The following is a 24,084-nucleotide window of genomic DNA, read 5'->3' on the forward strand; positions in this document are numbered from 1 at the left end:
CGGATTGATCAACGTTAAGACTAGGCGCGGCAAGATGTCGCGTCTAATCGCTAGTGTCGATCCTTCGATAGATTCCGTCGATCAAGCCTCCGCTGGTGATTTTTGATAGAGCGCGAAACAGGCCTCGGCCAACGCCGATCGTGGGGCGCCGCGACGCATGATCAGCCCTAGTCGGGCAAGGGTCTGGGCGTTTTCGATGGGTTGCAGGCGCAGGTTATCCGTGAGGTTTTCCAGGCCGCCATCGAGTGGCATCACCGCGCAGCACAGCCCGCCGTGCACCGCTTGCAACAATTGGTGAACGGCGTCGGTTTGCAGCAATGGCTGTGGGGTCAGGCCGCGACTGTGGAAGTTATGGTCGATGGACTGGCGAAAGTGCATGCCACTGGTGAGCATGCCCAGGGGCAGTTCGATCAGTGATTCCCAACTCAGCGGCGCTTCGCCAAAGCTGAAGAACCGCTGGTCGTAGAGCAGGCCCATCTGCGTTTCACTGAACGCCAGGGATTCAAACCGCTCGCCGTCGAGGCGGTCCAGGTAGGACACGCCAATGTCGATGCGGTTGTTCGCCAGTTGCTCCAGAACCTGTTCGGAGCTCAGCGAGGACAGCTCGAAGCGCAGGTTCGGGTGTTGCGCGTGCAGGCGCTGCATCAACGGCAGCGCATCGAAACTCGACAACGGCACCACGCCCAGCCGCAGGGTGCCGATCAGATTGCCGCGACAGGCCGCCGCTTCCGCCTGCAAGCCGTCGTAGGCCGCCAGTACCGTGCGCGCCCAGGCCAGCACCCGTTCGCCCGGCGCGGTAAAGCCTTCGAAACGCTGGCCACGGTTGACCAATGGCAGGTCGAGTTCTTCTTCGAGGCTGCGCAGGCGCATCGACAGGGTCGGCTGGGTGATGTGGCAGCGGGCGGCGGCCTGGCCGAAATGGCGGGTTTCGTCGAGGGCGATGAGGAATTTCAGCTGCTTGATGTCCATCTTCGCTCCGGGGCGCTGGCAAGGGTGGGCGATTCTACCGCTTGCGCGGGGGCAGGGTCATTGGTCGGGCCGCAACCGGGTTTGTCCAGGGTGGTCTAGGCTTGGGCGTCTGGAACTTAAATCAAGGAGTGTGCGCGATGAGTCTTTTGAGCTTTGTGAAAGAGGCCGGTGAGAAGTTGCTAGACCTGTTGACCCCTGGCAACGCCAATGCCAGCGAGCAATTGAAGGAGCACATCAGCAAGGTCGGGTTGGGTAACCCGAATGTTCAGGCGACCGTGGACGGTGACAAGGTGACGGTCACCGGTGAAGTGGCGAGCCAGGAAGAGAAAGAGAAGATTCTTCTGGCAGTGGGCAACATTGCCGGTGTCGGCAGCGTCGATGACCAGATCACCGTGACCGGGCCGGTTGTGGCGGCGGCGCGTTTTGTGGTCGTGAAGAAGGGCGACACCCTCAGCGCAATTTCCCTGGCGGTGTATGGCAACGCCAACCAGTACAACAAGATCTTCGAGGCCAACAAGCCACTGCTGTCACACCCGGACAAGATTTATCCGGGGCAGACGCTGCGTATTCCCGAGTAACCGCAGATACCGCTATCGCGAGCAGGCTCGCTCCCACATTGGAATGCATTTCAGTTGTGGGAGCGAGCCTGCTCGCGATGGGGACGATGCGGTCTACAGGCCCGCAATCAAATCCCGATAATCCTCGACCGCCGCAAACTCCCCGGTGTCCTTCGGCCCTTTGCGGCTGTCCGGCTCTTTCACGGCCAACAGATGCGCCACGCCGAAATTCCGTGCACTGCGCAGGATCGGCAAGGTGTCGTCGATGAACAGACTACGCGCCGGGTCGAAGTCGATGTCGGTCTGTAACGCGTCCCAGAATTGCGGGTTCTCCTTGGGAAAGCCGTAGTCGTGGGAGCTGATCAGCCGTTCAAAGTATGGCGCCAGTTCGATTCGTTCCAGTTTCAGCGACAGTGAATCGCGGTGCGCGTTGGTGATCATCACCACGCGTTTGCCGGCTCGTTTGATCGCTTCCAGAAAGGTGTCGGCGTCCGGGCGCAGGGCGATCAGGTGGGCGGTTTCCAGTTTCAGTTCACGCACCGACAGCTTCAGTTCCGCGCTCCAGAAGTCCAGGCAGTACCACTGCAACTGACCGGCATGGCGCTCGAACAGCGGCTGCAATTCCATTTCCGCCATGGCCCGGCTCACGCCGTGCAGTTCGGCGTAGCGCTGCGGCAGGTGTTCCAGCCAGAAGTGGTTGTCGAAGTGCAGGTCCAGCAATGTGCCGTCCATGTCGAGCAGAACGGTATCGATGTCGGACCACGGTAATGAAGGCATGGCAACGTCTCGAACGGTAGAAAGATATCCGACGCAAACAATCGGAAAAGCCGCGTTATAGTAGCGCGTTCACGCCAAGGAGCTTTGCATGCGCCAGAAACCCACCGTACTCGCCCGCGAGATCGTCGCCACCAGCCGGCTGTTCTGCGTCGAAGAGCTGAAGCTGCGTTTCTCCAACGGCGTGGAACGCACCTACGAGCGGCTGGTCGGCAAGGGCGCCGGCTATGGCGCGGTCATGATCGTGGCGATGCTCGATGCCGAGCACGCCGTGCTGGTCGAGGAATACTGCGGCGGCACCGACGAATATGAACTGTCGCTGCCCAAAGGCCTGATCGAACCCGGCGAAGACGTGCTGGCTGCCGCCGAACGCGAACTCAAGGAAGAAGCCGGTTATGGCGCGCGACAACTGGAGCATCTGACCGAGCTGTCGTTGTCCCCCGGTTACATGAGCCAGAAAATTCAGGTGGTGCTGGCCACCGATTTGTACGAAGAGCGCCTCGAAGGCGATGAGCCCGAGCCGATGCGTGTGGACAAGGTCAACCTGCGGGAACTGTCGGCGCTGGCGCAGAATCCGAATTTCAGTGAGGGCCGCGCCCTGGCGGCGTTATACCTGACCCGCGACCTGCTTACCCAGCGCGGATTTTTTCAGGCATGAGTGAGATATCGATGAATTTTCCCCATCCGTTGATGGCGCCGGTGGTCGAGCTGGCACTGCGGGCCGGCGAGGCGATCCTGCCGTTCTGGCGTGCCGGTGTGGCCGTCACCGCCAAGTCCGATGATTCGCCGGTGACGGCGGCGGACATGGCCGCGCATCACGTGATCGTGGCCGGCCTGACAGCGCTGGATCCGAGCATTCCGGTGCTGTCCGAAGAGGACGCCAACATCCCGCAAAGCGTGCGCGCGAGCTGGCAGCGCTGGTGGCTGGTGGATCCGCTGGATGGCACCAAGGAGTTCATCAGCGGCAGCGAAGAGTTCACCGTCAACATCGCGCTGATCGAGAACGGCCGGGTGGTGTTCGGTGTGGTGACGATGCCGACCAACGGTCGCTTCTACGTCGGCGGAGCCGGGCTTGGTGCCTGGCGCGGCGACACGGGCGGCACGCCAGTGGCAATTCAGGTTCGTGACGTGCCGGGACCTGGCGAAGCGTTTACCGTGGTTGCCAGCCGCCGTCATTCGAGCCCGGAGCAGGAACGCTTGCTCGCCGGATTGAGTGCCAGCCTTGGAGAGTTGCAACTGGCCAACATCGGCAGTTCGCTGAAGTTCTGTCTGCTGGCCGAAGGTGCTGCCGATTGCTACCCGCGTCTGGCGCCGACTTCGCAGTGGGACACTGCAGCGGCGCAGGGCGTTCTGGAAGGGGCGGGCGGTGAAGTGCTCGATCTGAGTGGCGCAGCGTTCTGTTATCCAGCTCGGGAGTCTTTGTTGAACAGTTTCTTCCTGGCGTTGCCGGCGAAAGCAGCATGGCGGGCGAAGCTGCTCGAACTCGCCCGCTCGTAAGCGCGCTCAGTCTTCAGCGGTGCAGGACGTACTGCCCGCTGAAGGTCACTGCATCCTCATCGCTACCGGCATTGATGACCCGCGTATGCAGAGTCAATCGCGCCCGTCCGTAACGCTGATACATCGCCAGAAATTTCTTCCACTGCGTTGCACTCGGTGACGGGCAGATCGCAATGGCATCGCCGGTCACAGGCAGTGGATAACTGATCTGTCCTTCCTGAATCACGATGTGCCCGTCTTCGATGCCTTCTTCTTTCAAACGCAAGTGCAGCCAGCCCCAGCCGGCCAGCACCGCGCCGCAATACAGGCTGCCACCGAACATGGTGCTCTTGTGATTGACGTTGGCGTCCAGCGGCAGATGCAGGCGCAGTTGCTGTTCCTGCCAGTCGAGCACCTCGAGGCCCATGTCCCGGGTCAGCGGGATATCGTGGTGAAGGACCGATTCCAGATAACGACTGTCGTGCTTCATGCCCGGACCTCTTGCGGCAGAAAAGTGAATTGAGCGTGCTTCATTCGGATTCGTCGGAATGGCCGCCGCTGCCAGCGAAATTCAGACCGTGCTTGCGCAGTTTGTCGTGCAGGGTCTTGCGCGGAATGCCCAGGGCTTCGGCGAGACTGCGCACGGAACTGTGAGAACGGGCCAGTTCGGCGGCGATCAGGGATTTCTCGAAGTTTTCCACTTGCTCGCTGAGCCCGCCCGCCGTGATTTCGACGGTGGTGCCGGGGCTGCCATCGGGCTGTGTGTTGTCCAGTGCCAGTTCCAGGCCGAGGGCAAAACGCTCCGCCGCGTTCTGCAATTCCCGCACGTTGCCCGGCCATGAGTGCCGCAGCAGCAACGCCCGTTGCGCCGGTTGCAGTTCATGCGGTGGCAGACCATGGCGGGCGCTGGCTTCGTCGGCGTAATGCTGGAACAGCATCAACGCGTCTTCGCCCCGTTCACGCAGTGGTGGAATGCGCAGCGGCGCCACATTGAGGCGGTAATACAAGTCCGCCCGGAATCGCCCCTGATCCGCGGCCTGGCGCAGGTCTTCCTTGGTGGCGGCGATGACGCGGATGTCCAGCGGGATCAACTGATTGCCGCCCAGACGCTCGACCACGCGCTCCTGCAGCATGCGCAGCAGTTTGACCTGCACATCCATGCTCATGCTCTCGATTTCGTCGAGGAACAGCGTGCCGCCATTGGCGAATTCGAACTTGCCGATCCGGCGCTTTTGCGCACCGGTGAAGGCGCCGGGTTCATGGCCGAACAATTCGCTTTCGACCACCGACTCGGCCAACGCCCCGGCGTTGATCGCCACAAACGGGCCGTTACGCCGACTCGACAGATCATGCAGGGCGCGGGCGACGACTTCCTTGCCGGCGCCGGTTTCGCCGAGGATCAGCACGTCGGCTTTGGTCGCCGCCAGCGCGCCGATCTGCTCGCGCAGGCGTGACATCGGCGCGGACTGGCCGACCAGCCGCGCGCTCAGTTCGTTGCGATCACTCAGGGCCATGCGCAGGCTGCGGTTGTCCAGCACCAGACGCCGCAGGGCCAGGGCGCGGCGCACGCTGTCGAGCAGGGCGTCGCTGGCGAAAGGTTTTTCCAGAAAGTCATAGGCACCGGCGCGCATGGCCTGCACGGCCAGTGGCACGTCGCCGTGGCCGGTGATCAGCAGCACCGGCAGCTCGGGATCCTGAGCGTGAAGTTCATGGAGCAACTCAAGACCATCCATGCCAGGCATACGAATGTCGCTGACCACCACGCCCGGCCAGTCGCGCTCCAGTTGCGCGGCCAGGCCCTTGGCTTCGGACAGCGGGAGAATTTTCAGGCCGGCCAGATCCAGAGTCTGGCCCAAGGCCTGACGCAGGTGCGGATCGTCGTCGATCAGCACCACCTGAATGCGGTTGTCGATGGTCATGCGCTTCGATCCTCGGACGGTTGCAGGCTGACCCCGGGCGCGCCGGCGCGCAGCCGCAGGGTGATCAAGGCGCCACCTTGCTTGTGGTTGGCGAACGACAGTTCACCACCGAAGGCGCGCATCAGGGTTTCGCAAATGGCCAACCCCAGACCCAGGCCTTGAGTGCGGGTCTTGGTCGTGTAAAACGGTTCGCTGGCACGGCCCAGGGCTTCCATGCAGAAACCCGGGCCATTGTCGCGAATGTACAGGTTGACGCCGTCATCGGTGGATTCGGCACTCAGCCACAATTTGCGCGGCGGGCCTTTCTCGGTCAGGGCGTCGAGGGCGTTGGCCAGCAGATTACCCAGCACCTGGCGCAGACGGGTTTCCCCGGCCTCGACCCACAGGGTGGCGGCGGGCAGGTCACGGATCAGCTCGACATCCATGCTGCGGCGACGTTTGGCCAGCAAGGCGAGCGCGTCGTCCAGCGCCGGTTGCAGGGCGACACTTTCCGGGGCGTGGCGGTCGCGACGAGCGAAGGCGCGCAGGTGAGCGATGATCGAGGCCATGCGCCCGGTCAGCTCGCTGATCAGCTTGAGGTTGCCACGGGCATCTTCAGTGCGTTCGTGGTCGAGCAACACTTCGGCGTTCTCGGCGTAGCTGCGGATCGCTGCCAGTGGCTGGTTGAGTTCGTGGCTGATGCTTGCCGACATCGTTCCCAGCGCCGACAGTTTGCCGGCCTGCACCAGGTCGTCCTGGGCGCGCACCAGTTCCTGCTGGGCCTGTTCGCGTTCAAGCACTTCCTGTTTCAGTCGGCGGTTGAGGCCTTCGAGATCGCTGGTGCGCTCGGCAACCCGGCCCTCGAGCTCTCGCCGGGCCTTGGCTTCGAAAGCGATGCGTTCCAGGTAATGACGACGACGCTGCATCATCAGGCCCAGCAACAACATGACTACCAGCAAGGTGGCGCCGCCGATCGCCACCACCGTGCGCACCGGTCGGTCGATCAACGTGCGCGGGGCAAGAATGCTGACGCTCCAGCCGGTTTCCGCGATGTCCTGGGTCTGCGGAAGCCATGCGGTCGGGCTCAGGTTCAGCGGGCGTGGCTCGCGGGTCGGGTAGGGCTGGATCGCGGTGATCGCCGCGCGCTCGGCATCACTCAGGGTGCGGGTCGCGCGAAAGCGCCATTCCGGACGCGAGGTGAGGATGACCACACCGTTGTGGTCGGTCACCAGCAGTTGTTCCGGGGTTTTGCCCCACAGGCTTTCGGTGTGGTCGAGGTCAACCTTGATCACCAGTACGCCGATGATTTTTTCGCCGTTGCGCACTGCTGCGGCGAAGAAATAGCCGCGTTTGGCGGAAGTGGTGCCCAACCCGAAGAAGCGCCCGAGGCGGCCGGCCATGGCCTCGCTGAAGTACGGCCGGAAAGAGAAATTGCGCCCGACGAAACTGTCGTGCTTGTCCCAGTTCGACGCCGCGAGCGTCTGGCCGCTGGTGTCCATCAGGTACATGACTTCGGCGCCGGTCTGCGCAGCGATGTTCTTCAACAGGCGGTTGGCGTTGCCCTGGGTGACGCCGTCGTCCGGCGCCCCGAGCACCGCGCGCAGGGCCGGCAGGTCGCCGAGGATTTGCGGCAGTACTTCATAGCGATGCAGGGTGCCCAGCAGGTTGGCGACGTAGAGGTCGAGGGTCTGGCGGTTCTGGCCGGCCAGTTCGCTGCGGTAATAGCGCTCGGCGAGATGCTCCAGCGGCCACAGCAGCGGAGCCAGACACAGGGCCAGCAGGGCGAGGCTGCGCCAGCGGGGGCGACGGGGAAGAGTCGGAGTCATGAGCATCGGGCGCCTGTGGGTACAGGCGCATTATGCCTAGGCTTGCCCGGCAAGACACTCGTGCAGCGCGGTTTGCCAGTCCGGCAGACTGACGCCCCACTCACGCTGCAGGCGACTGCAGTCCAGACGCGAATTCAAGGGACGTGCAGCAGGCGTCGGATAGTCGCTGGAAGGGATCGGTATCAGTTCTGCGCACGGTTTGCCCTGTTCACGCAGCGCTGCGCCAATAGCCTGGGCGAAGCCCAACCACGAGGTATGCCCGCCGGCCGTCAGGTGGTAGGTGCCCCAGGCCCCGGGTTGCCCTGACTGCCAGCGTTCGATGAGTGCCAGGGTGCTCTGGGCAATGGTGCCCGCCCAGGTGGGGGCTCCAACCTGATCGGCGACGACCCGCAATTGTGGTTTTTCCTGGAGCAATCGCTGCATGGTCAACAGGAAGTTCCGGCCATGGGTGGAGTAGACCCAACTGGTTCGCAGAATCAGGTGTTGCCCCTGAACGTCGGCGATGGCTTGCTCGCCTGCCAGCTTGCTTTTGCCATAGACACTCAGCGGGGCTGGTACATCGGATTCGTTGTAGGGCTCTGGCTGGCTGCCGTCAAAGACGTAATCGGTGGAGTAATGAATCAGCGGGGCACCAAGCCGTGCCGCTTCCTCGGCCAAGACACCGGGCCCTGTCGCATTGATGGCGAAAGCCAGCTCGGGTTCGCTTTCAGCCTGGTCGACTGCAGTATGGGCCGCGGCGTTGATAATCAGATCGGGAGCGATCTGTCTGACCTGCTGGCGGATTTGCGCAGGCTGAGCCAGGTCAAGCCGGTCACGCCCGAGCACGATCAGATCGCATGTATCGGCCAGGCGCAACTGCAGCTCTTTCGAGACCTGACCCTGCTGTCCACAGATGAGGATTTTCATGGGAACAGGTCAGCCTCGTTCAGGCTTTTACCGTTCTGATCCTTGGCCGAGAGCTGCGGAGCAGATTCGAGTTGCCAGTCGATGTCCAGCGTCGGGTCGTCCCAGCGAATACATCGCTCGGCAGACGGCGTGTAATAGTCGGTGGTCTTGTAGAGAAATTCGGCAACCTCGCTCAGCACGACAAAACCGTGGGCGAAGCCTTCGGGTATCCAGAGTTGGCGACGATTGTCTGCCGACAGGCGCAGGGTGAGCGATTTGCCGAAGTGCGGCGAGCTGCGCCGGATATCCACGACAACGTCGAGCACTTCACCGACGGTCACTCGCACCAGTTTCCCCTGAGTGTTTTCCAACTGATAGTGCAGACCACGCAATACGCCTTTCTGCGAGCGCGAATGGTTGTCCTGTACGAACTGCGCATTCACGCCCGTCGCTTCGGCAAACGCCTTGGCATTGAAGCTCTCGTAGAAAAAGCCGCGTTCGTCACCAAACACTTTGGGTTCGATGACCATGACGCCGGGCAGATCGGTTTCGATCACGTTCATTGGTTTTCTCCGGCAATCGAATACAGGTACTGGCCATAGCCGGTCTTGCCGAAGTACTGCGCGCGCTCGAGCAGATGTTCGCGGCTGATCCACCTGTTCAGATAGGCAATCTCTTCCAGGCACGCGACTTTGAGGCCCTGGCGGTGTTCGATGGTCTGCACATACTGGGACGCTTCAAGCAGGCTGTCGTGAGTACCGGTGTCGAGCCAGGCGAACCCGCGTCCGAAACGCTCGACCTGCAGATCGCCACGCTGCAAATACGCGTTGTTGACGTCGGTGATTTCCAGTTCGCCACGCTGCGATGGTTTGACAGCCTTGGCGATCCTGATCACGTCGTTATCGTAGAAGTACAGACCCGTCACCGCGTAGCTGGACTTGGGCTTTGCGGGTTTCTCTTCGATGGACAGGGCGCGCCCTTCGCGGTCGAAGTCGATCACGCCGAAGCGCTCTGGATCCTTGACCCAATAGCCGAACACTGTTGCGCCTTGAGGTTTGCGGGCGGCTTTCTTCAACTGTTCGCTGAAGGATTGGCCGTGGAAAATGTTGTCGCCGAGAATCAGGCACACCGGATCATTACCAATGAACTGCTCGCCGATCAGAAAGGCCTGGGCCAGTCCGTCGGGGGATGGCTGCTCGGCATAGCTGAACGAGACCCCGAACTGGCTTCCATCGCCCAGCAGGTTGCGGTATTGCGGAAGATCCCGCGGGGTGGAGATGATCAGGATGTCCTTGATCCCGGCCAGCATCAGCACCGAGATCGGGTAGTAGATCATCGGTTTGTCGTAGACCGGCAACAGCTGTTTGGATACGCCGAGCGTGATTGGATGCAAACGTGTGCCGGAACCTCCGGCGAGAACTATGCCCTTCATCATGCGAGCAGATCCTTGATGTCGGTGGAACCCAGGCGTTCGCCCTGATAGCTGCCGTCCTGAACGCGTCGGCACCATTGACGGTTGTCCAGATACCACTGAACGGTTTTGCGCAGGCCGGTCTCGAACGTTTCTTCAGGGACCCAACCCAGTTCGCGTTCGATCTTGCCGGCGTCAATGGCGTAACGCAGGTCGTGACCGGGACGGTCCTTGACGAAAGTGATCAGGTCAGCGAATCGAGCGAAGCCCTGAGGCTTGTTGTTCGGTGCCAACTCTTCGAGCAATGAGCAGATGGCGTGCACCACCTCAATGTTCTTTTGTTCGTTGTGTCCGCCAATATTGTAGGTTTCACCCACCGCGCCTTCGGTGACCACTTTCAACAGCGCCCGGGCATGATCGTCGACGAACAGCCAGTCACGGACTTGCTGACCGTTGCCATACACCGGCAGTGGCTTGCCGGCCAGTGCGTTGAGAATCACCAGCGGGATCAGCTTTTCCGGAAAGTGGTAGGGCCCGTAATTGTTCGAGCAATTGGTCAGCAGGACGGGCAGTCCATAAGTGCGGTGCCACGCCCGGACAAGATGATCGGACGCCGCCTTGCTTGCGGAATAGGGCGAGCTGGGGGCGTAGGGAGTTGTTTCGGTGAACAGATCGTCGATGCCATGCAGGTCGCCGTAGACCTCGTCGGTCGATATATGGTGAAAGCGGAAGGCACTTTTTTCCGGCTCGGCCAGGCCCTGCCAGTAGGCACGGGCCGCTTCCAGCAGGCTGTAAGTACCGACGATATTGGTCTGAATGAAGTCCGACGGCCCATCGATGGATCGGTCGACATGGGATTCGGCAGCCAGATGCATGATCGCATGAGGCTGGAAGCGCTTGAGCAGGGTGCTCACTGTGGACTGATCGACGATATCGGCTTGCACAAATTCGTAACGGCTGTTGTCGGCAATGCTCGTAAGCGATTCGAGATTGCCGGCGTAAGTCAGTTTGTCGAGGTTCAACACCTCGTGAGCCGTGTTGCAAATCAGGTGGCGAACCAGTGCGGAGCCAATGAAGCCGGCACCACCGGTGACGAGAATACGCATGCAGGTTGGCCTTTTTCCGTAAGACTATAAAGCGAGTGGAGCATAGCTTGTCGGCAGGGGAGGGGCGGCACAAGAGGGTTGCCCGCGGTATTTTGTCCGCGCAGCTCTGTGCCGGCGGGTATTCGACGTACGGAAGCCGGGCGCACTCCATCCAATGGAGCAGCGGCGGCCGAGTGAAACAGGGCAGTGATCGGCGCGGGGTTTACGGGGGGTTGATTATCCATCGGTGCAGTGGCGATATAGGCGCCTAATAAAATTTCAGGGGTCGTTCCATGTCGTTCGCCACGTTGATTCATCGCGCCAGTCTTCCGGGCCCACAGGTCACTGCAGAGCAGGCCTTGCAGGTTCTGACGCAGCATTACGGGCTGAGCGGCAAGTTGCAGGCGCTGGGCAGCCAGCAGGACCTCAATTATCGCGTGGACAGCGAACGCGGGCGATTCGTGCTGAAGATCTGCCGGGGCGACTATTCGCTGGTGGAACTGCAGGCCCAGCACGCGGGGCTGAGGTACCTGGCCGATCATGGCGCTGTGCAGGTTCCTCGGGTGATCCCGGCCAACGACGGCCAGGACCTGTTGTCGCTGGAGATCGGCGGCGAAGCGGTGCATGTACGTCTGCTCGATTACATCGAGGGCCAGCCGCTGACAGCTCTCGATCACCTTGGCCACGACGTCGTCGCCGGTTTCGGCCGGCTCTGCGGCGAAATGGATCTGGCCCTGGCCGGGTTCGACCATCCGGGGCTCGAGCGTACATTGCAGTGGGATGCACGCCACGCCAGCGCCCTGATCGAGCATTTGCTGCCGGTGATCGAGGACCAGCGCCAACGCGCGCTGATCGCCGAGGCTGCCGCACAGGCTAGGCTTCGTTTGCAGCCGCTGCTGGAAAAGCTGCCGGTGCAGGCGATCCACATGGACATCACCGACGACAACGTGGTCTGGCAGCGTGACGCCCGACGGCACTGGCAGTTGCAGGGCGTCATCGATTTTGGCGATCTGGTGCGCACCTGGCGTATCACCGATCTGTCGGTCACTTGCGCCGCGTTGCTGCATCATGCCGCAGGCGACCCGTTTGTGATCCTGCCGGCCGTGCAGGCCTATCACGCGGTCAATCCGCTGCAACACGAAGAACTGCTGGCGCTGTGGCCGCTGATCGTGGCGCGGGCGGCGGTGCTGGTGCTCAGTGGCGAGCAACAGGTCAGCATCGATCCGGGCAATACCTACAGCCGCGATAATCTGAACCACGAGTGGGAGATCTTCCGGGTCGCCACCTCTGTGCCTCTGGCCTTGATGGAGGCGGCGATTCTCACGGCGGTCGGCCAGACATTGCCGACCATCGACAGTGAAGGCTTTGCGCCGTTGTTGCCCGGTCTGGTCGGGCGCGAATTCGCGTTGATCGATCTGGGTGTGTTGAGCGCGCACTTCGAGGCGGGCAATTGGGAGCAGCCTGGCATCGATCAGCGCCTGTTGAGTGAAGCAGCGGCCATCCACGGTCTGGCGGCCAGTCGATACGGGCAATACCGGTTGTCGCGCACCCGGCCCGACAGCGCCGATGAGCCAGAGACATTCCCGCTGCACGTTGAATTGCATGTGCCCCAGGGTTCGACGGTGGAAGCGCCGTTTGCTGGCGTACTTCACCTGTCGGCCGACGGCGCGCTGCGACTCGATGGTTCGCAACTGAGCCTGCGCTTGTTGGGCGTGAAACCTTCATTGCACATTGGCGCAGCGCTGGTCAAAGGCCAGGTACTGGGTTCGGTGGACGGTCCGTTGACCGTGCAATTGACTCGCGGCGCACAGCTTGAAGCGCCGCTGTTCTGCACGCCAACCCGCGCGGCGGCATGGCAGGCCTTGTCCCCATCACCGGCCGCACTGCTGGGCCTGGCCTGCGACGCCGAACCCGAGCTGGACGCAGCTACCCTGCTGGCGCGCCGCGACGCCAGTTTTGCCCGCACCCAAAAGCACTATTACGTCGACCCGCCGCGCATCGAGCGCGGCTGGCGCAATCACCTGATCGACATGCAGGGCCGTTCCTACCTCGACATGCTCAACAACGTCGCGGTGCTCGGCCACGGTCACCCGCGCATGGCGGCGGTCGCGAGCCGGCAGTGGTCGCTGCTCAATACCAACTCGCGATTCAACTATGCGGCGGTCGCCGAGTTTTCCGAGCGTTTGCTGAAGCTGGCGCCGGAGGGCATGGATCGGGTGTTCCTGGTCAACAGCGGCAGCGAGGCCAACGATCTGGCGATCCGCCTGGCGTGGGCCGCCAGCGGTGGGCGCGACATGATCAGCGTGCTGGAGGCCTATCACGGCTGGACGGTCGGCGCGGACGCGGTCTCGACCTCGATTGCCGATAACCCGAAAGCCCTGAGCAGTCGCCCGGACTGGGTGCACGCGGTGACGGCTCCCAACACCTATCGCGGCGAATTTCGCGGCCCGGATTCGGCGCCGGATTACGTGCGCAGCGTCGAGCAACATCTGGCGAAGCTTGATGAGCATAAACGCCAACTGGCGGGGTTTATCTGCGAGCCGGTCTACGGCAACGCGGGCGGGATCTCACTGCCGCCGGGTTACCTGAAAAAAGTCTATGAAATGGTGCGTGCCCGTGGCGGCGTGTGCATCGCCGATGAGGTGCAGGTCGGTTACGGGCGCATGGGCCACTTCTTCTGGGGCTTTGAAGAGCAAGGCGTGGTGCCGGATATCATCACCATGGCCAAAGGCATGGGCAACGGCCAGCCGCTGGGCGCGGTGATCACCCGCCGGGAAATCGCCGAGGCGCTGGAGGCCGAGGGCTATTTCTTCTCGTCCGCCGGCGGCAGCCCGGTGAGCTGCCAGGTCGGCATGGCGGTGCTCGACGTCATGGAAGAAGAACAACTCTGGGAAAACGCCCAGGTGGTCGGCGCTCATTTCAAGGCCCGGCTGGAGGCGTTGATTGATCAATATCCGTTGGTCGGTGCGGTGCACGGTTCCGGGTTCTATCTGGGGGTCGAGCTGATCCGCAATCGGGAAACCCTGGAACCGGCCACCGAGGAAACCACGCTGTTGTGTGATCGCCTGCGCGAGCTGGGGATTTTCATGCAGCCAACCGGCGATTATCTGAACGTCCTGAAGATCAAGCCGCCGATGGTCACCTCGCGTCAGAGCGTGGATTTCTTTGTCGACATGCTGGCGAAGGTGCTGGAAGAAGGGCTCTGAGGCGATCCGGAACCGGCAAATACCGATTTGTATCGGTATTTTTCGGGTTAGAATGTGATTGTTTTTTCTTTATGGCTTCTAAAGCCGATATTTATCGTTTATAAAGTCGCCATAGTCCGTCGTCCAACCCTGTACGGCGTGTTGAAAACCTCGACGGTTCCCTGGAGTCTGATCGACATGACCACATTGAAAAGCACACCACGCGCCGATGGCTTCTACATGCCGGCCGAATGGGCACCGCAAACCCAGACCTGGATGATCTGGCCCGAGCGTCCGGACAACTGGCGTCTCGGCGGCAAACCGGCGCAGGCCGCCCACGCGGCAGTGGCCAAAGCCATCGCGCGTTTCGAACCGGTCACCGTGGCGGTCTCTGCCGGCCAGTACGAAAACGCTCGTGCTCGCCTCGACGTGCCGAATATCCGCGTGGTCGAGATGTCCAGCGATGACGCCTGGGTTCGCGATAGCGGCCCGACTTTCGTGATCAACAACAGCGGCGAAGTGCGCGGTGTGAACTGGGACTTCAATGCCTGGGGCGGCTTCGACGGCGGCCTGTATTCGCCGTGGAACCGCGACTCTCAGGTCGGCGGCAAGATCCTCGAAATCGAGCGAAGCCCGCGTTATCGCACCGAAGGCTTCGTGCTCGAAGGCGGCTCGATTCACGTCGACGGCGAAGGCACCCTGATCACCACCGAAGAGTGCCTGCTCAACCGCAATCGCAACCCGCACCTGGGTCGCGAAGAGATCGAAGCGGTGCTCAGCGAAAACCTGTCGGTGGACAAGATCATCTGGCTGCCGGATGGCCTGTTCAACGACGAAACCGACGGCCATGTGGATAACTTCTGCTGCTACGTGCGTCCGGGCGAAGTGCTGCTGGCGTGGACCGACGATCCGCAGGATCCGAACTACCCGCGCTGCCAGGCCGCGATGAAAGTGCTGGAAAGCAGCACCGACGCCAAGGGCCGCCCGTTCACGGTGCACAAGATGCCGATTCCGGGGCCGCTGTTTGCCACCGAAGAAGAATGCGCGGGCGTGGATCCGGTAGACGGCACTCAGGAACGTAACCCGAGCGTACGCCTGGCCGGTTCCTACGTGAACTTCCTGATCGTCAACGGCGGCATCATCGCGCCGAGCTTCGACGATCCGATGGACGCGCCGGCGCGGGAGATCCTGCAGAACCTGTTCCCGCAACATGAAGTGGTGATGGTGCCGGGCCGCGAACTGTTACTGGGCGGCGGCAACATTCACTGCCTTACCCAACAGCAACCCGCGCCGCACAAAGAGTGAGTGCGGATGTAACAGCTTGAGTTGATTGAAAAATCGACCGGTCAGTCATTCGTTGCCCACGCTTGAAGAGAAACCCGCAGCCCGTCAGGACTGCGGGTTTCTTTATATCCGCCTGTCGGCAGTTTCCAGACATTGGCATAGCTCTTGTATCGCTCATGACGCACTAGGGAGGGGGGAGAACTTCAACAGTTCTGTCATAAACCTTGGATAACGTAGCCGCTCATGAACGGGGAGAGAGCGCTGAAATGAACGCCGAAGTGAACGTAATCAGCGAGCGGACGTTGCATCCCATGACGGTAAATAGTGAGTCGCTCCAGATTGTCGCGCACTGGTTGAAGTCCAATGGAACGCGTCAGATCAGGGAACCTGATCCGCGCCGGATGATGATCGAGCGTTACCCCGCTGGCCTGTTCAGCGAGGCCGAACTGGAAGCACTGTGGGATGTGATGGAAGGATAAGAAGAACAAACAAGGATTGTAAAAAGCGCTGCCGGGATGGCAGCGCTTTTTTTATGGGCGCGAATCAGAAGCTGTAGGTGCCGGTGACTACCAGGCTGCGCGGTGCGCCCGGCTGGATCTGGAACGCGCTGGTGGCCGACGAGTAATACTCGCGGTCGGTGATGTTGTTCAGGGCGCCACGCAGGTCCCAGTCCTTGTGGCGGTAGCCGACCAGCGCGTCCCAACGGCCGTAGCCCGGCAACACGGTGGTGTTGGCGTTGTCGGCATAACGCTGGCCGACCAGGGTCAGGCCGGTTTCGGCGTACCAGCCCATTTCCGGTTTCCAGGTCAGGAACAGGCTGCCGTTGCGCTTGGCCACGTTGTTCACGCGTTTGCCTTCCAGGCCGTTGTTGTCCTTCTCGATGGTCGCGTCCTGCACGCCTACACCACCGCGCACATACCAGTTGCCGACGATCTTGCCGGTACCGGTCAGCTCGATCCCGCGCGAGCGTTGCAGACCGCTGAGCACGGTCAGGGTCGGGTCGTTCGGATCGGTGGTGCGGCGGTTGTAGAGTTCCAGCTCATAGACGGCGAGGGTGGTGCTCAGGCGATCGTCGAGCCAGTCGCTTTTCACGCCGATCTCTTTCTGCTTGGTCAGCTCCGGGCTCAGGTCATTGGTGTTACCGGCCGCGCCCGGGGTGATACCGATCAGACCACCGCCTACCGGCGAGAAAGTCTTGGTCCACGAGGCGTAGAACGAATGATTCTGCAGCGGCGTCCAGACCACGCCGAAACGCGGGCTGGTACTGTGGCTGTCACGGTCTTCGGAGATGTTGCGCAGCTTGTTGGTCGACTCGATATCGAAGGTGTCGTAGCGCAGGCCGGCCAGCAATTGCCACTGATCGTTCAGGCGCAGTTGATCCTGAACATAGACCGCGCGGCTTTCGACTTCGGTGTGGCTGCTGCTCGACACCTGCATGCGCCCGGTGTGGCGCAGGTCGCGGTTGGGGTTGTACAGATCCAGCGACGGCACGGCGGAACTGCCGCGCCCGGACGTGGCGGCGTTGTAGAGCGTCGGGTCGCGGCGCTGGCTGCCGGTTTCGAGGCCGGTCAGCAGGCGGTGCTCGAGGCCGAAAGTTTCGAATCCGCCTTCCAGCTCAACGTTGTTGAACACGTTACGGGTGGTCAGGTCCTGCTGCCAGTGCTGGCGGGTGACCTTCTGCGTCGCCGGGGTGTAACCGGTGAGGTAGGTGTTGTCGAAATCGCTGTCGAGCTTGAACACACCGAGCGTGTGGCGCAGCTGCCAGTTGTCGTTGATTTCATAAGCCAGTTTCGAGCGCAGGGATTGCGTTTTGTCGTCGATGAAATCGTGATCGTTGCCGTAGGTCGTGTCCCGGTCGACATCTGCCGGACGTCCACCGACCCCGGGAATGCCGCGATCCGGCGTGCGGTTGTAGCGGCTGTATTCGTATTGCACCAGCCAGTTCAGGTCAGGCGTGAGCTGCCAGCTCATCGACGGTGCAAACAGCTGGCGATTGCCGCTGACGCCGTCGCGGAAGCTGTTTTCGTCCATGTTGCCCATGTTCAGGCGCAGGCTGATGTTGTCGCTCGGGTCAGTGCTGAGATCGGCGTACAGGCTGCGCAGGTCTTCGCTGCCACCCTGGGCCTCGATGGTCGAGCGGCGACCGAATTCGGGTGCCTTGCTGACGCGGTTGACGATCCCGCCCTGGCTGCCACGGCCATACAACACAGCGGCGGGGCCCTTGAGCACTTCGACGCGTTCGATGTTGTGCAGGTCGCGCTTGTACTGGCTGTCGTCGCGGATGCCGTCCAGATAGAAGTCGTTGCTGGCGTCGAAACCACGGATGCGCAGACTGTCGAAGCGCGTATCGCCGCCGCCGCTGACGTTGGGAATACCGCTCAGGGCATCTTCGATGTCATTGATGCCGTAATCCGCGACATTGGCGGTCTTGATCGAATCGATCGCCTGCGGCACGTAACGCACCGGGGTGGAGGTGCGGGTCGCGGTGTTGCTGACCTTTACGCGCGGATCATCAACCTGCGCTTCGGCGCTGATCGACGTGGCGGGAAGCTCGGTCGCGGAGTAAGCGAAACCGGAGGACAAAAAGGCAGAAAGCCCAAGCGTGACGGGCGTGAGACGGAACGGGGCAGGCATTGAAAAGCGCATCCGAAAGGTTGGAAGAATTCGAGCGCGCGAATGGTAATGCTTTGCATTTACTCCCGTTAATTATTCCTGAAAGGTTCCGTGGTTTGATTGTGTCAATTTATTTCATGTTTGTGTCGGCGCGGACAACAAGCGCATTTGACCGATTGCCGAAACAGACTGAAAGCCATTCCGGCGTTTTTCCGCAACGACCGAGGGACTAATGTGCCGACATCGTTTTTCCCACCTTCTGAGCGGAGCTTTCCGATGACTCTTCTTTACATCTACGACCCGCTGTGCGGCTGGTGCTATGGCGCCAAACCACTGGTGCAGGCCGCCCAGCAAGTGCTGCCCGTGATCGCCCACGCCGGCGGCATGATGACCGGCGCCAACCGCCAGAACGTTTCACCGCAACTGCGCAATTACGTGATGCCTCACGACCGACGCATTGCCGAATACACCGGTCAGCCCTTCGGCGAAGCTTATTTCGAAGGCCTGTTGCGCGATCACTCGGCGGTGTTTGATTCGGCACCACCGATTGCCGCTGTGATGGCAGCGGAAAAAATCGACGGTCGTGGCCTGGAGCTGCTTGGCCGTTTGCAGACTGCGCACTATGTCGAAGGGCGGCGAATTGCCGACGAAAGTGTGCTTGTGGAATACGCGGTAGAGCAGGGCTACAACGCCGATATGTTCTTGAACGCCGTGAAGTCCGTCGACACCGAACAACATATAAAGAACAGCCGTGCCCTGTTGGCAAAACTGGGTGGGCAGGGTTTTCCAACTTTTGCACTGGAACAGGATGGTCAGTTCACACTGGTAGATATCGGGCCGTGGCTGGGCAAGCCAGAAGCCTTCGCCCAATGGTTGAGTGAGTCGTTTACGCCTGCGCCAGGGACTGAAACCTTGCAGGTCTGTGGCCTAGATGGTTGCGCGTAATCCCGCATCAAAATCCCTGACTGCGAGCAATTCCGTGCACGAAGCCATCGCAAAATTTACTTTTTTTAGACGTTTTTCGCCTATTTAAAGACGATTCTTGAAATTGACACATTGTTGAGGGCGCGGCTACGATTCGGCCCAACGCCTGTGGCTAACCGCCATGACTCAAAATTAGGAGCAGGCCCGCCATGACATTGTCTTGAGCGGGTCTTTTTGTTTCGGGGTGAATAAAAGAGTGCAATAAGCGCCGTTTCAGCCGTTCGACACAGCGCGTTTCAACCCGTAATAAGGAAAACAAAATGTTGAACAAGCGAATCAGTCTGATCGCACTGGGGATGTTGAGTGCCACTTCGGCCATGGCTAACGACCAGGCCGAGTCCAAGGGTTTTGTGGAAGACAGCAGCCTCAAAGTGCTGCTGCGCAATGCCTACATCAATCGTGATTACAAAAACGGTAACGACGATAAAGCCGAGTGGGGCCAAGCGGCCATCGGTACGTTCTCGTCCGGTTTCACCCAGGGCACCGTCGGTGTGGGTGTGGACGCGTTCGGTCTGTACGCGCTGCGTCTGGACGGCGGCAAGGGCCGCAGCGGCGCCGGCGGTATCGACTTTTTCAAGCAAGACAACAACGGCAACCCGGCTGACGATCTGGCCAAGGGCGGCGCGGCAGTCAAATTCCGTTTCTCCAACACCGTGCTGACCTACGGTGACCAGATGCCGGCCCTGCCGGTGCTGAACTACGACAACTCCCGTCTGCTCCCAGAGAGCTACACCGGTACCTTGATCACTTCCAAAGAGATCAAAGGTCTGCAGCTGGATGCTGGCCGTTTCACCGCGGAATCGCGCAAGAGCGATGAAGGCCGTGACAGCGGTGGTCTGAAGTCGATCAACGTGTTGGGCGGTAGCTACCAGTTCACCGAAAACTTCAAGGGCGCGCTGTACGCTTCCGACGTCGAAGACGTGCTGAAGAAGCAATACGTGAACGCCAACTACGTGTTGCCGTTCAACAAGGATCAGTCCCTGACCCTGGACTTCAACGGCTACCGCACCAAGCTGGAAGACTCCTACATCCGCGAGAACACTGTACCGGGTAAAAGTATCGTCACTGGTGACGACAACAAAATCTGGAGCCTGGCAGCAACCTTCGCCACTGGTCCGCACTCGTTCACCGTGGCGCACCAGCGTTCCACCGGCGACAGTAACCTGGGCTACGCCTACGGCGGCTACCAGAAAGATCAACATCGTGTCGGGGACGGTGGCAACACCATCTACCTGGCCAACTCCTACTGGTCCGACTTCAACGCTGAAGACGAGCGCAGCTGGCAGTTGGGCTACGGCCTGGACTTCAGCGCATTCGGCGTACCGGGTCTGAGCTACAACTTCGCGTACGTGCGTGGCGACAACATCACCACGTCCACCAGCGAAGGCGGCACCGAGCGCGAGATCTTCAACCAGTTCAAGTACGTCGTGCAAAGTGGCCCGGTCAAAGACCTGAGCATCAAGCTGCGTAGCTCGATCCTGCGTGTTTCGCAGAAATCCAGCGAATACAACGTCAGCGGCAACGAACTGCGTGTATTCGTGGACTACCCGATCAACATCTTCTGATGATCGGTTGAACCCGCGAAACGCGACAGAAAAACCCCGACTGGTTCGGGGTTTTTTTTTGACGCTTTTTGAAAAAACAGCATAAAAACCCGTGTTTTTGTCATTTGAAATGCACTTTCAAGCCGTTTCAAATCGCGTTTCAAACAGGACTTTAAATGCCTGAAATTCTTTCTCATGGACGCAAATTCTCCACCTAATAGATTAGGCCGCTCAATGCAGCGGAGAATTTGGTAATGATCGTTTTAACCAGAGAAGTGGGCGAATCGCTACGGCGCGACAAGTACGCCAATGTGCAGGGTGCTGACTTCAATCTCTACGGTCATTTCGCCGACTTCGTCAGACTGACCAAAAGTTGGGAAAACATGGAGCCTGACAGTTACTACGGTCAGGCCGAAGCCGGCATGCGTTACCGTCGTTACAGCGACTTTGAATACAACCCCAAGACTCGTGAACTGAAGCAACTGGAACATCGCGCGTACGTGCAGTCCAAGGCCAACAACAGCTATGTGGGCGGCGTGGTGCGGCACTTCCAGGACTTCTCGGACGAAGTCATCAGCTCGCCGGTGATGCGCAGCCTGATCGACACCGATTTCGAAGTGTACAAAAGCGTGTTGCCGGAAGAACTGCACGATGAAATCTGGCAGTGCCAGATCCATCAGATCCGCATCGAGATCAAACCCGGCAAACAACTGGAAATCACCCCGGAAGGGATTCACTGCGACGGTTATCCGTTCAGCGGCGTGCACTTCTGGGGCCGCAACAATGTCGAGGGTGCGGAGAGTCGTCTGTACGACATCCACGAGCATCAACTGGCGTCGACCACCTACCAGGAAATCCTCGACACAACTTACTTCCTCGACCGCGACATGCGCCACTACGTGACCCCGGCGCGCAACACCCATACCCATGCCATGGCGTACCGGCAGATCCTGGCAATTTCTTTCTCGCGGCCCGGGACCGCTTTCGACATTGTTCGCTAATCAGATCACCCAAATAGACGGCGTCGAATGCTCGACGCCGGTGGTGCTGCGGCGCGCGACGGCCAAGGACGCGCAGCGCATGGAGCGCTTCTTCCGCCAGTTCGACGAAGTGTCGTTCTGTGAATGGCAGGACGCCAAATGCCTGCGCGGCGTGTTGATCCAGAAAACCACCACGGCCTATCTGGCGTTCGACGTCGAAGGCGAGATCGTCGGTGCGGTACTGGGCGGCATGCTGGGTAGTCGCGGCACGATCAACCATCTGGCGGTCAGCCTGCGCTATCGCAGCCAGGGTGTAGGCCAGCGGCTGGTGGAAGCGGCGTCGGCCGACATGAAACGGGTCGGTGTGCTGCGGATGTTTCTGTTCGTCGACGATGCTAACCTCGCGGGCAAGCGTTTCTGGACGGCCCAGGGTTTTTGCGAACCTCACGGCGAGCGGACATTTGAGAGGGATCTATGAATGAAACATCCGGCAGTGCGCCGCTGATGGTCGACCGTCAGCCATCGCGCACCTTTGCCGAAGCCAGCCCGGTGGTGGCCGGTTACTTCACCGTGTCGTTCGTGTTCGGGCTGATGGCCGTCAACGCCGGGCTGCCGCTGTGGCTGCCGGTGGCCATGTGTCTGTTCGTGTATGCCGGGGCTTCGCAATTCGCGGCGCTGGCGCTGATCAGCAGCGGGGCATCGCTGACCACCATCGTGCTGACCACGTTTCTGATCAACGCGCGGCACATGCTGATGTCGGTCTACATGGCGAAGGCCCTGCGCGCGCTGGGCCTGAGCCGCATGGAGCGCTGGTGTTACGCCGGCGGCCTGACCGATGAATCGTTCGCCTTCCACAGCGTCAAACTGGGCACCGGTGCGCCGGTGAACATCCGTTATCTGATCGGCTTCAACCTGTTCTGCCACACCTCGTGGGTGATCGGCGGATTGTTGGGTGCGCTGTGCGCGCAGTACGCGTCGCACCTGATCAAATACCAGCTCGATTACGCGCTGACCGCGATGATGCTCTACGTGCTGGTCTCGCTGTGCAACACCCGCAACAAACTCATCGCCGCGATGGCCGCAGTCGTCTGCATGGGCGCACTGAGCCTGGTGGGCAGCTCGCCGTTCAACGTTTTCATCGCCACGTTTGTGGGCTGCGGAGTGGGTGTATGCCTGACCAAACGTTCCTGATTCTGGTGGTCGCTCTGATGATGGCCGTGACCTTCCTGCCACGGGCCTTGCCGCTGCAGGTCAACACCGAGCACTGGCCGCCCTTCGTCGCGCGGGCGCTGGAGTACCTGCCGGTGGCGATCGTCGCTGCGATCAGCCTGACACCCTTGTTGATCAAGGATCAGCACATACAGCTCGATCGCCCGGAATTCTATGCAGCGATTCCGACGCTGTTATGTGCGTATTTCAGCAAAAACCTCTTTCTCAGTGTGGCGGTTGGGACGGCTGCGTACATTGCGCTCGGCTCGTTCATGTAGCGGCAGATCGACCACGTCGTTCAACGCCTGGCCGGACAGATCCGGGTTGTTCACCGCCAGGCGCACTTCGAGGAAATCCTCGAACCCGGGGAAAATCGTCAGGCCGTTTTTCTGCGCGGCCTCGCGGGAGACCATGCCGACCGCGTCCATCTGGGTGATGAGCGACAAAGTCAGCGTTTCGCTGCAGGAGTAGATCGTCCGCTGACTGTTCTCGTGATTGCCCAGCCCTGCGTCGAGAAAACGCAAAAAGCTGTGGGAATACGGACAATCTTCTGCGGGACGCACCTGAAACTTGTTGCCGAGCAACGTCAGCGGATCGTTCTCCTGACCACAGTGCGCGCCGACCACCTGCACCTGCACTTCAGGCAGGACAATGCTCGGCAGACCCGGACGCTGCGGGCCGATCAACACCGCAAGGTCGAAGTCCTCGTTCTTCAGCTTGCTGAGGTTTTCCATCGACTCGGCGTAGCTGAATTCCATCTGGTAATCGGGAAACACCTCGATCAGGCGCCCGATCAATCGTCGGTTGAAATCCGGGTCCAGCGTGGTGTTCAACGCCACTTTCAATGTGCGTTGTCCCGGCACCTTCAATGCTTCGACTTTCTCTTCCATCTGCCGCGTGGCAATCAGCACTCTGTCCATATAAGGCGTCAGCTCGGTGCCTTGCGGCGTCAGCGTCAGCCCCTTGTTGGATCGTCTAAACAAGCGGAAACCGAACTGCTCTTCGACCTTGTTCAACTGTGCGGCCAGGGCCTGCACGGTCAGGCACGAATGCTCGGCTGCGGCCGACAACGAGCCGGTCTGCACGATGCGCATGAGGTTGCGTAAGGTTCTGCTATCCATGGGTAATGCCCTCTGAAGTGGGCTGGGTATTGTTGTGTACGTGACGACCTGAACGGCGCCATTTGCCGGCTATATTCCTGCACCTGAGCATAGTTGTCGCGCAATTAGTAGCGAATTGATGTCCCCGCCGATGGCTGGAGGCTGACACAGGATCGGGTTTTTTGGTGACGTGGGGGTGATTGGGGTCAAAAAAAGTGCACGGTTTGGGTGCGTCTGCGGAGATTTTTCAAGGGAAACGACTGACAGGGTAAGCGCGTTATGCCAGCAATTGAGCAGGCGTATC

General features: G+C 60.6%; 23 protein-coding genes. 12 read left to right on the plus strand and 11 right to left on the minus strand.

Features of this window, described 5'->3' with window-relative positions:
• Positions 1–81: 81 nt before the first annotated feature.
• Positions 82–969 carry a LysR family transcriptional regulator gene (locus L6D82_RS00375; RefSeq protein ID WP_085746350.1) on the minus strand — a complete coding sequence of 296 codons (888 nt, stop codon included), beginning with the start codon at positions 967–969 and terminating at the stop codon, positions 82–84.
• A gap of 137 nt (positions 970–1,106) precedes the next feature.
• Between L6D82_RS00375 and lysM the strand changes: the two genes are divergently transcribed.
• On the plus strand, positions 1,107–1,547 hold the full coding sequence (gene lysM, locus L6D82_RS00380) for a peptidoglycan-binding protein LysM (RefSeq protein WP_039764611.1): 441 nt from the start codon (positions 1,107–1,109) through the stop codon (positions 1,545–1,547).
• A 93-nt stretch (positions 1,548–1,640) separates the two neighbouring features.
• Here the strand turns inward: lysM and yrfG are convergent, their stop codons facing one another.
• Entirely contained in the window at positions 1,641–2,303 is a 663-nt protein-coding gene (gene yrfG / locus L6D82_RS00385) for a GMP/IMP nucleotidase (protein ID WP_129973502.1), read from the minus strand.
• 88 nt (positions 2,304–2,391) lie between these two features.
• Between yrfG and nudE the strand changes: the two genes are divergently transcribed.
• Positions 2,392–2,958 (plus strand): ADP compounds hydrolase NudE, encoded by a 567-nt coding sequence (gene nudE / locus L6D82_RS00390; RefSeq protein WP_085746352.1) that lies wholly within the window; start codon positions 2,392–2,394, stop codon positions 2,956–2,958.
• A gap of 5 nt (positions 2,959–2,963) precedes the next feature.
• Positions 2,964–3,797, plus strand: a complete 834-nt coding sequence (gene cysQ / locus L6D82_RS00395) for a 3'(2'),5'-bisphosphate nucleotidase CysQ (RefSeq protein ID WP_134022016.1) — start codon at positions 2,964–2,966, stop codon at positions 3,795–3,797.
• Positions 3,798–3,810: 13 nt separating this feature from the next.
• On the opposite strand, the gene L6D82_RS00400 is transcribed toward cysQ, so the two are convergent.
• From L6D82_RS00400 to rfbB, 7 genes are read right to left on the minus strand one after another with little or no spacing between them, the layout of a single operon-like run.
• Positions 3,811–4,266, minus strand: a complete 456-nt coding sequence (locus tag L6D82_RS00400; protein ID WP_236187823.1) for a YiiD C-terminal domain-containing protein — start codon at positions 4,264–4,266, stop codon at positions 3,811–3,813.
• Between the two features lie 40 nt (positions 4,267–4,306).
• Positions 4,307–5,695 carry a sigma-54-dependent transcriptional regulator gene (locus L6D82_RS00405; protein ID WP_102687840.1) on the minus strand — a complete coding sequence of 463 codons (1,389 nt, stop codon included), beginning with the start codon at positions 5,693–5,695 and terminating at the stop codon, positions 4,307–4,309.
• Positions 5,692–7,500 (minus strand): sensor histidine kinase, encoded by a 1,809-nt coding sequence (locus L6D82_RS00410; protein WP_102717671.1) that lies wholly within the window; start codon positions 7,498–7,500, stop codon positions 5,692–5,694. The genes L6D82_RS00405 and L6D82_RS00410 overlap by 4 nt, the downstream gene beginning before the upstream one ends.
• Before the next feature lie 36 nt (positions 7,501–7,536).
• Entirely contained in the window at positions 7,537–8,406 is an 870-nt protein-coding gene (gene rfbD / locus L6D82_RS00415) for a dTDP-4-dehydrorhamnose reductase (RefSeq protein ID WP_236187824.1), read from the minus strand.
• On the minus strand, positions 8,403–8,948 hold the full coding sequence (rfbC, locus tag L6D82_RS00420; RefSeq protein ID WP_085746355.1) for a dTDP-4-dehydrorhamnose 3,5-epimerase: 546 nt from the start codon (positions 8,946–8,948) through the stop codon (positions 8,403–8,405). Before rfbC ends, rfbD begins: the two co-directional genes overlap by 4 nt.
• Positions 8,945–9,820 (minus strand): glucose-1-phosphate thymidylyltransferase RfbA, encoded by an 876-nt coding sequence (gene rfbA, locus L6D82_RS00425; protein WP_236187826.1) that lies wholly within the window; start codon positions 9,818–9,820, stop codon positions 8,945–8,947. The genes rfbC and rfbA overlap by 4 nt, the downstream gene beginning before the upstream one ends.
• Positions 9,817–10,902 (minus strand): dTDP-glucose 4,6-dehydratase, encoded by a 1,086-nt coding sequence (rfbB, locus tag L6D82_RS00430; protein WP_236187828.1) that lies wholly within the window; start codon positions 10,900–10,902, stop codon positions 9,817–9,819. Before rfbB ends, rfbA begins: the two co-directional genes overlap by 4 nt.
• A 272-nt stretch (positions 10,903–11,174) precedes the next feature.
• Here rfbB and L6D82_RS00435 point away from each other — a divergent pair, with 272 nt between their 5' ends.
• The 3 genes from L6D82_RS00435 to L6D82_RS00445 all read left to right on the plus strand — a co-directional run bounded on the left by L6D82_RS00435 (position 11,175) and on the right by L6D82_RS00445 (position 15,829).
• Entirely contained in the window at positions 11,175–14,087 is a 2,913-nt protein-coding gene (locus L6D82_RS00435) for an aminotransferase (RefSeq protein ID WP_236187830.1), read from the plus strand.
• 177 nt (positions 14,088–14,264) lie between these two features.
• Positions 14,265–15,371, plus strand: a complete 1,107-nt coding sequence (aguA, locus tag L6D82_RS00440; protein WP_007952634.1) for an agmatine deiminase — start codon at positions 14,265–14,267, stop codon at positions 15,369–15,371.
• Between the two features lie 245 nt (positions 15,372–15,616).
• Positions 15,617–15,829 (plus strand): hypothetical protein, encoded by a 213-nt coding sequence (locus tag L6D82_RS00445; RefSeq protein ID WP_102687846.1) that lies wholly within the window; start codon positions 15,617–15,619, stop codon positions 15,827–15,829.
• 64 nt (positions 15,830–15,893) lie between these two features.
• On the opposite strand, the gene L6D82_RS00450 is transcribed toward L6D82_RS00445, so the two are convergent.
• Positions 15,894–17,984: a TonB-dependent receptor gene (locus L6D82_RS00450; RefSeq protein ID WP_236187832.1), complete on the minus strand. Its 2,091-nt coding sequence runs from the start codon at positions 17,982–17,984 to the stop codon at positions 15,894–15,896.
• A gap of 255 nt (positions 17,985–18,239) precedes the next feature.
• Here L6D82_RS00450 and L6D82_RS00455 point away from each other — a divergent pair, with 255 nt between their 5' ends.
• The 6 genes from L6D82_RS00455 (at position 18,240) to L6D82_RS00480 (ending at position 22,958) form a co-directional block, all read left to right on the plus strand.
• Positions 18,240–18,908: a DsbA family protein gene (locus L6D82_RS00455; protein ID WP_236187835.1), complete on the plus strand. Its 669-nt coding sequence runs from the start codon at positions 18,240–18,242 to the stop codon at positions 18,906–18,908.
• A 299-nt stretch (positions 18,909–19,207) separates the two neighbouring features.
• Complete coding sequence (locus tag L6D82_RS00460; protein ID WP_236187836.1) at positions 19,208–20,512, plus strand: OprD family porin; 1,305 nt, start codon at positions 19,208–19,210, stop codon at positions 20,510–20,512.
• Positions 20,513–20,745: 233 nt separating this feature from the next.
• Positions 20,746–21,492, plus strand: a complete 747-nt coding sequence (locus L6D82_RS00465) for a 2OG-Fe dioxygenase family protein (RefSeq protein WP_085608635.1) — start codon at positions 20,746–20,748, stop codon at positions 21,490–21,492.
• Between the two features lie 79 nt (positions 21,493–21,571).
• Entirely contained in the window at positions 21,572–21,949 is a 378-nt protein-coding gene (locus L6D82_RS00470; RefSeq protein WP_007952618.1) for a GNAT family N-acetyltransferase, read from the plus strand.
• Entirely contained in the window at positions 21,946–22,662 is a 717-nt protein-coding gene (locus L6D82_RS00475; protein WP_085702720.1) for an AzlC family ABC transporter permease, read from the plus strand. Before L6D82_RS00470 ends, L6D82_RS00475 begins: the two co-directional genes overlap by 4 nt.
• Positions 22,641–22,958, plus strand: a complete 318-nt coding sequence (locus tag L6D82_RS00480) for an AzlD domain-containing protein (RefSeq protein WP_007952614.1) — start codon at positions 22,641–22,643, stop codon at positions 22,956–22,958. The genes L6D82_RS00475 and L6D82_RS00480 overlap by 22 nt, the downstream gene beginning before the upstream one ends.
• Here the strand turns inward: L6D82_RS00480 and L6D82_RS00485 are convergent.
• A complete protein-coding gene (locus L6D82_RS00485) occupies positions 22,875–23,801 on the minus strand; it encodes a LysR family transcriptional regulator (protein ID WP_085647967.1) in 927 nt (308 codons plus the stop codon). The two genes, L6D82_RS00480 and L6D82_RS00485, sit on opposite strands and share 84 nt — an antisense overlap.
• Positions 23,802–24,084: the final 283 nt, after the last annotated feature.

The organism is Pseudomonas paraglycinae, assembly GCF_021601625.1.
Lineage (GTDB): Bacteria > Pseudomonadota > Gammaproteobacteria > Pseudomonadales > Pseudomonadaceae > Aquipseudomonas > Aquipseudomonas paraglycinae.

What these genes read in the sequence shown, in the direction of transcription:
- rfbD (WP_236187824.1), bottom strand. Translation starts at nt 8,406, where the DNA reads ATGAAAATCCTCATCTGTGGACAGCAGGGTCAGGTCTCGAAAGAGCTG.
- rfbB (WP_236187828.1), bottom strand. Translation starts at nt 10,902, where the DNA reads ATGCGTATTCTCGTCACCGGTGGTGCCGGCTTCATTGGCTCCGCACTG.
- L6D82_RS00450 (WP_236187832.1), bottom strand. Translation starts at nt 17,984, where the DNA reads ATGCCTGCCCCGTTCCGTCTCACGCCCGTCACGCTTGGGCTTTCTGCC.
- L6D82_RS00485 (WP_085647967.1), bottom strand. Translation starts at nt 23,801, where the DNA reads ATGGATAGCAGAACCTTACGCAACCTCATGCGCATCGTGCAGACCGGC.
- yrfG (WP_129973502.1), bottom strand. Translation starts at nt 2,303, where the DNA reads ATGCCTTCATTACCGTGGTCCGACATCGATACCGTTCTGCTCGACATG.
- lysM (WP_039764611.1), top strand. Translation starts at nt 1,107, where the DNA reads ATGAGTCTTTTGAGCTTTGTGAAAGAGGCCGGTGAGAAGTTGCTAGAC.
- L6D82_RS00470 (WP_007952618.1), top strand. Translation starts at nt 21,572, where the DNA reads ATGGAGCGCTTCTTCCGCCAGTTCGACGAAGTGTCGTTCTGTGAATGG.
- aguA (WP_007952634.1), top strand. Translation starts at nt 14,265, where the DNA reads ATGACCACATTGAAAAGCACACCACGCGCCGATGGCTTCTACATGCCG.
- nudE (WP_085746352.1), top strand. Translation starts at nt 2,392, where the DNA reads ATGCGCCAGAAACCCACCGTACTCGCCCGCGAGATCGTCGCCACCAGC.
- L6D82_RS00435 (WP_236187830.1), top strand. Translation starts at nt 11,175, where the DNA reads ATGTCGTTCGCCACGTTGATTCATCGCGCCAGTCTTCCGGGCCCACAG.
- L6D82_RS00445 (WP_102687846.1), top strand. Translation starts at nt 15,617, where the DNA reads ATGAACGCCGAAGTGAACGTAATCAGCGAGCGGACGTTGCATCCCATG.
- L6D82_RS00400 (WP_236187823.1), bottom strand. Translation starts at nt 4,266, where the DNA reads ATGAAGCACGACAGTCGTTATCTGGAATCGGTCCTTCACCACGATATC.
- rfbC (WP_085746355.1), bottom strand. Translation starts at nt 8,948, where the DNA reads ATGAACGTGATCGAAACCGATCTGCCCGGCGTCATGGTCATCGAACCC.
- L6D82_RS00475 (WP_085702720.1), top strand. Translation starts at nt 21,946, where the DNA reads ATGAATGAAACATCCGGCAGTGCGCCGCTGATGGTCGACCGTCAGCCA.
- L6D82_RS00405 (WP_102687840.1), bottom strand. Translation starts at nt 5,695, where the DNA reads ATGACCATCGACAACCGCATTCAGGTGGTGCTGATCGACGACGATCCG.
- L6D82_RS00375 (WP_085746350.1), bottom strand. Translation starts at nt 969, where the DNA reads ATGGACATCAAGCAGCTGAAATTCCTCATCGCCCTCGACGAAACCCGC.
- L6D82_RS00455 (WP_236187835.1), top strand. Translation starts at nt 18,240, where the DNA reads ATGACTCTTCTTTACATCTACGACCCGCTGTGCGGCTGGTGCTATGGC.
- L6D82_RS00480 (WP_007952614.1), top strand. Translation starts at nt 22,641, where the DNA reads ATGCCTGACCAAACGTTCCTGATTCTGGTGGTCGCTCTGATGATGGCC.
- L6D82_RS00465 (WP_085608635.1), top strand. Translation starts at nt 20,746, where the DNA reads ATGATCGTTTTAACCAGAGAAGTGGGCGAATCGCTACGGCGCGACAAG.
- L6D82_RS00460 (WP_236187836.1), top strand. Translation starts at nt 19,208, where the DNA reads ATGTTGAACAAGCGAATCAGTCTGATCGCACTGGGGATGTTGAGTGCC.
- rfbA (WP_236187826.1), bottom strand. Translation starts at nt 9,820, where the DNA reads ATGATGAAGGGCATAGTTCTCGCCGGAGGTTCCGGCACACGTTTGCAT.
- L6D82_RS00410 (WP_102717671.1), bottom strand. Translation starts at nt 7,500, where the DNA reads ATGACTCCGACTCTTCCCCGTCGCCCCCGCTGGCGCAGCCTCGCCCTG.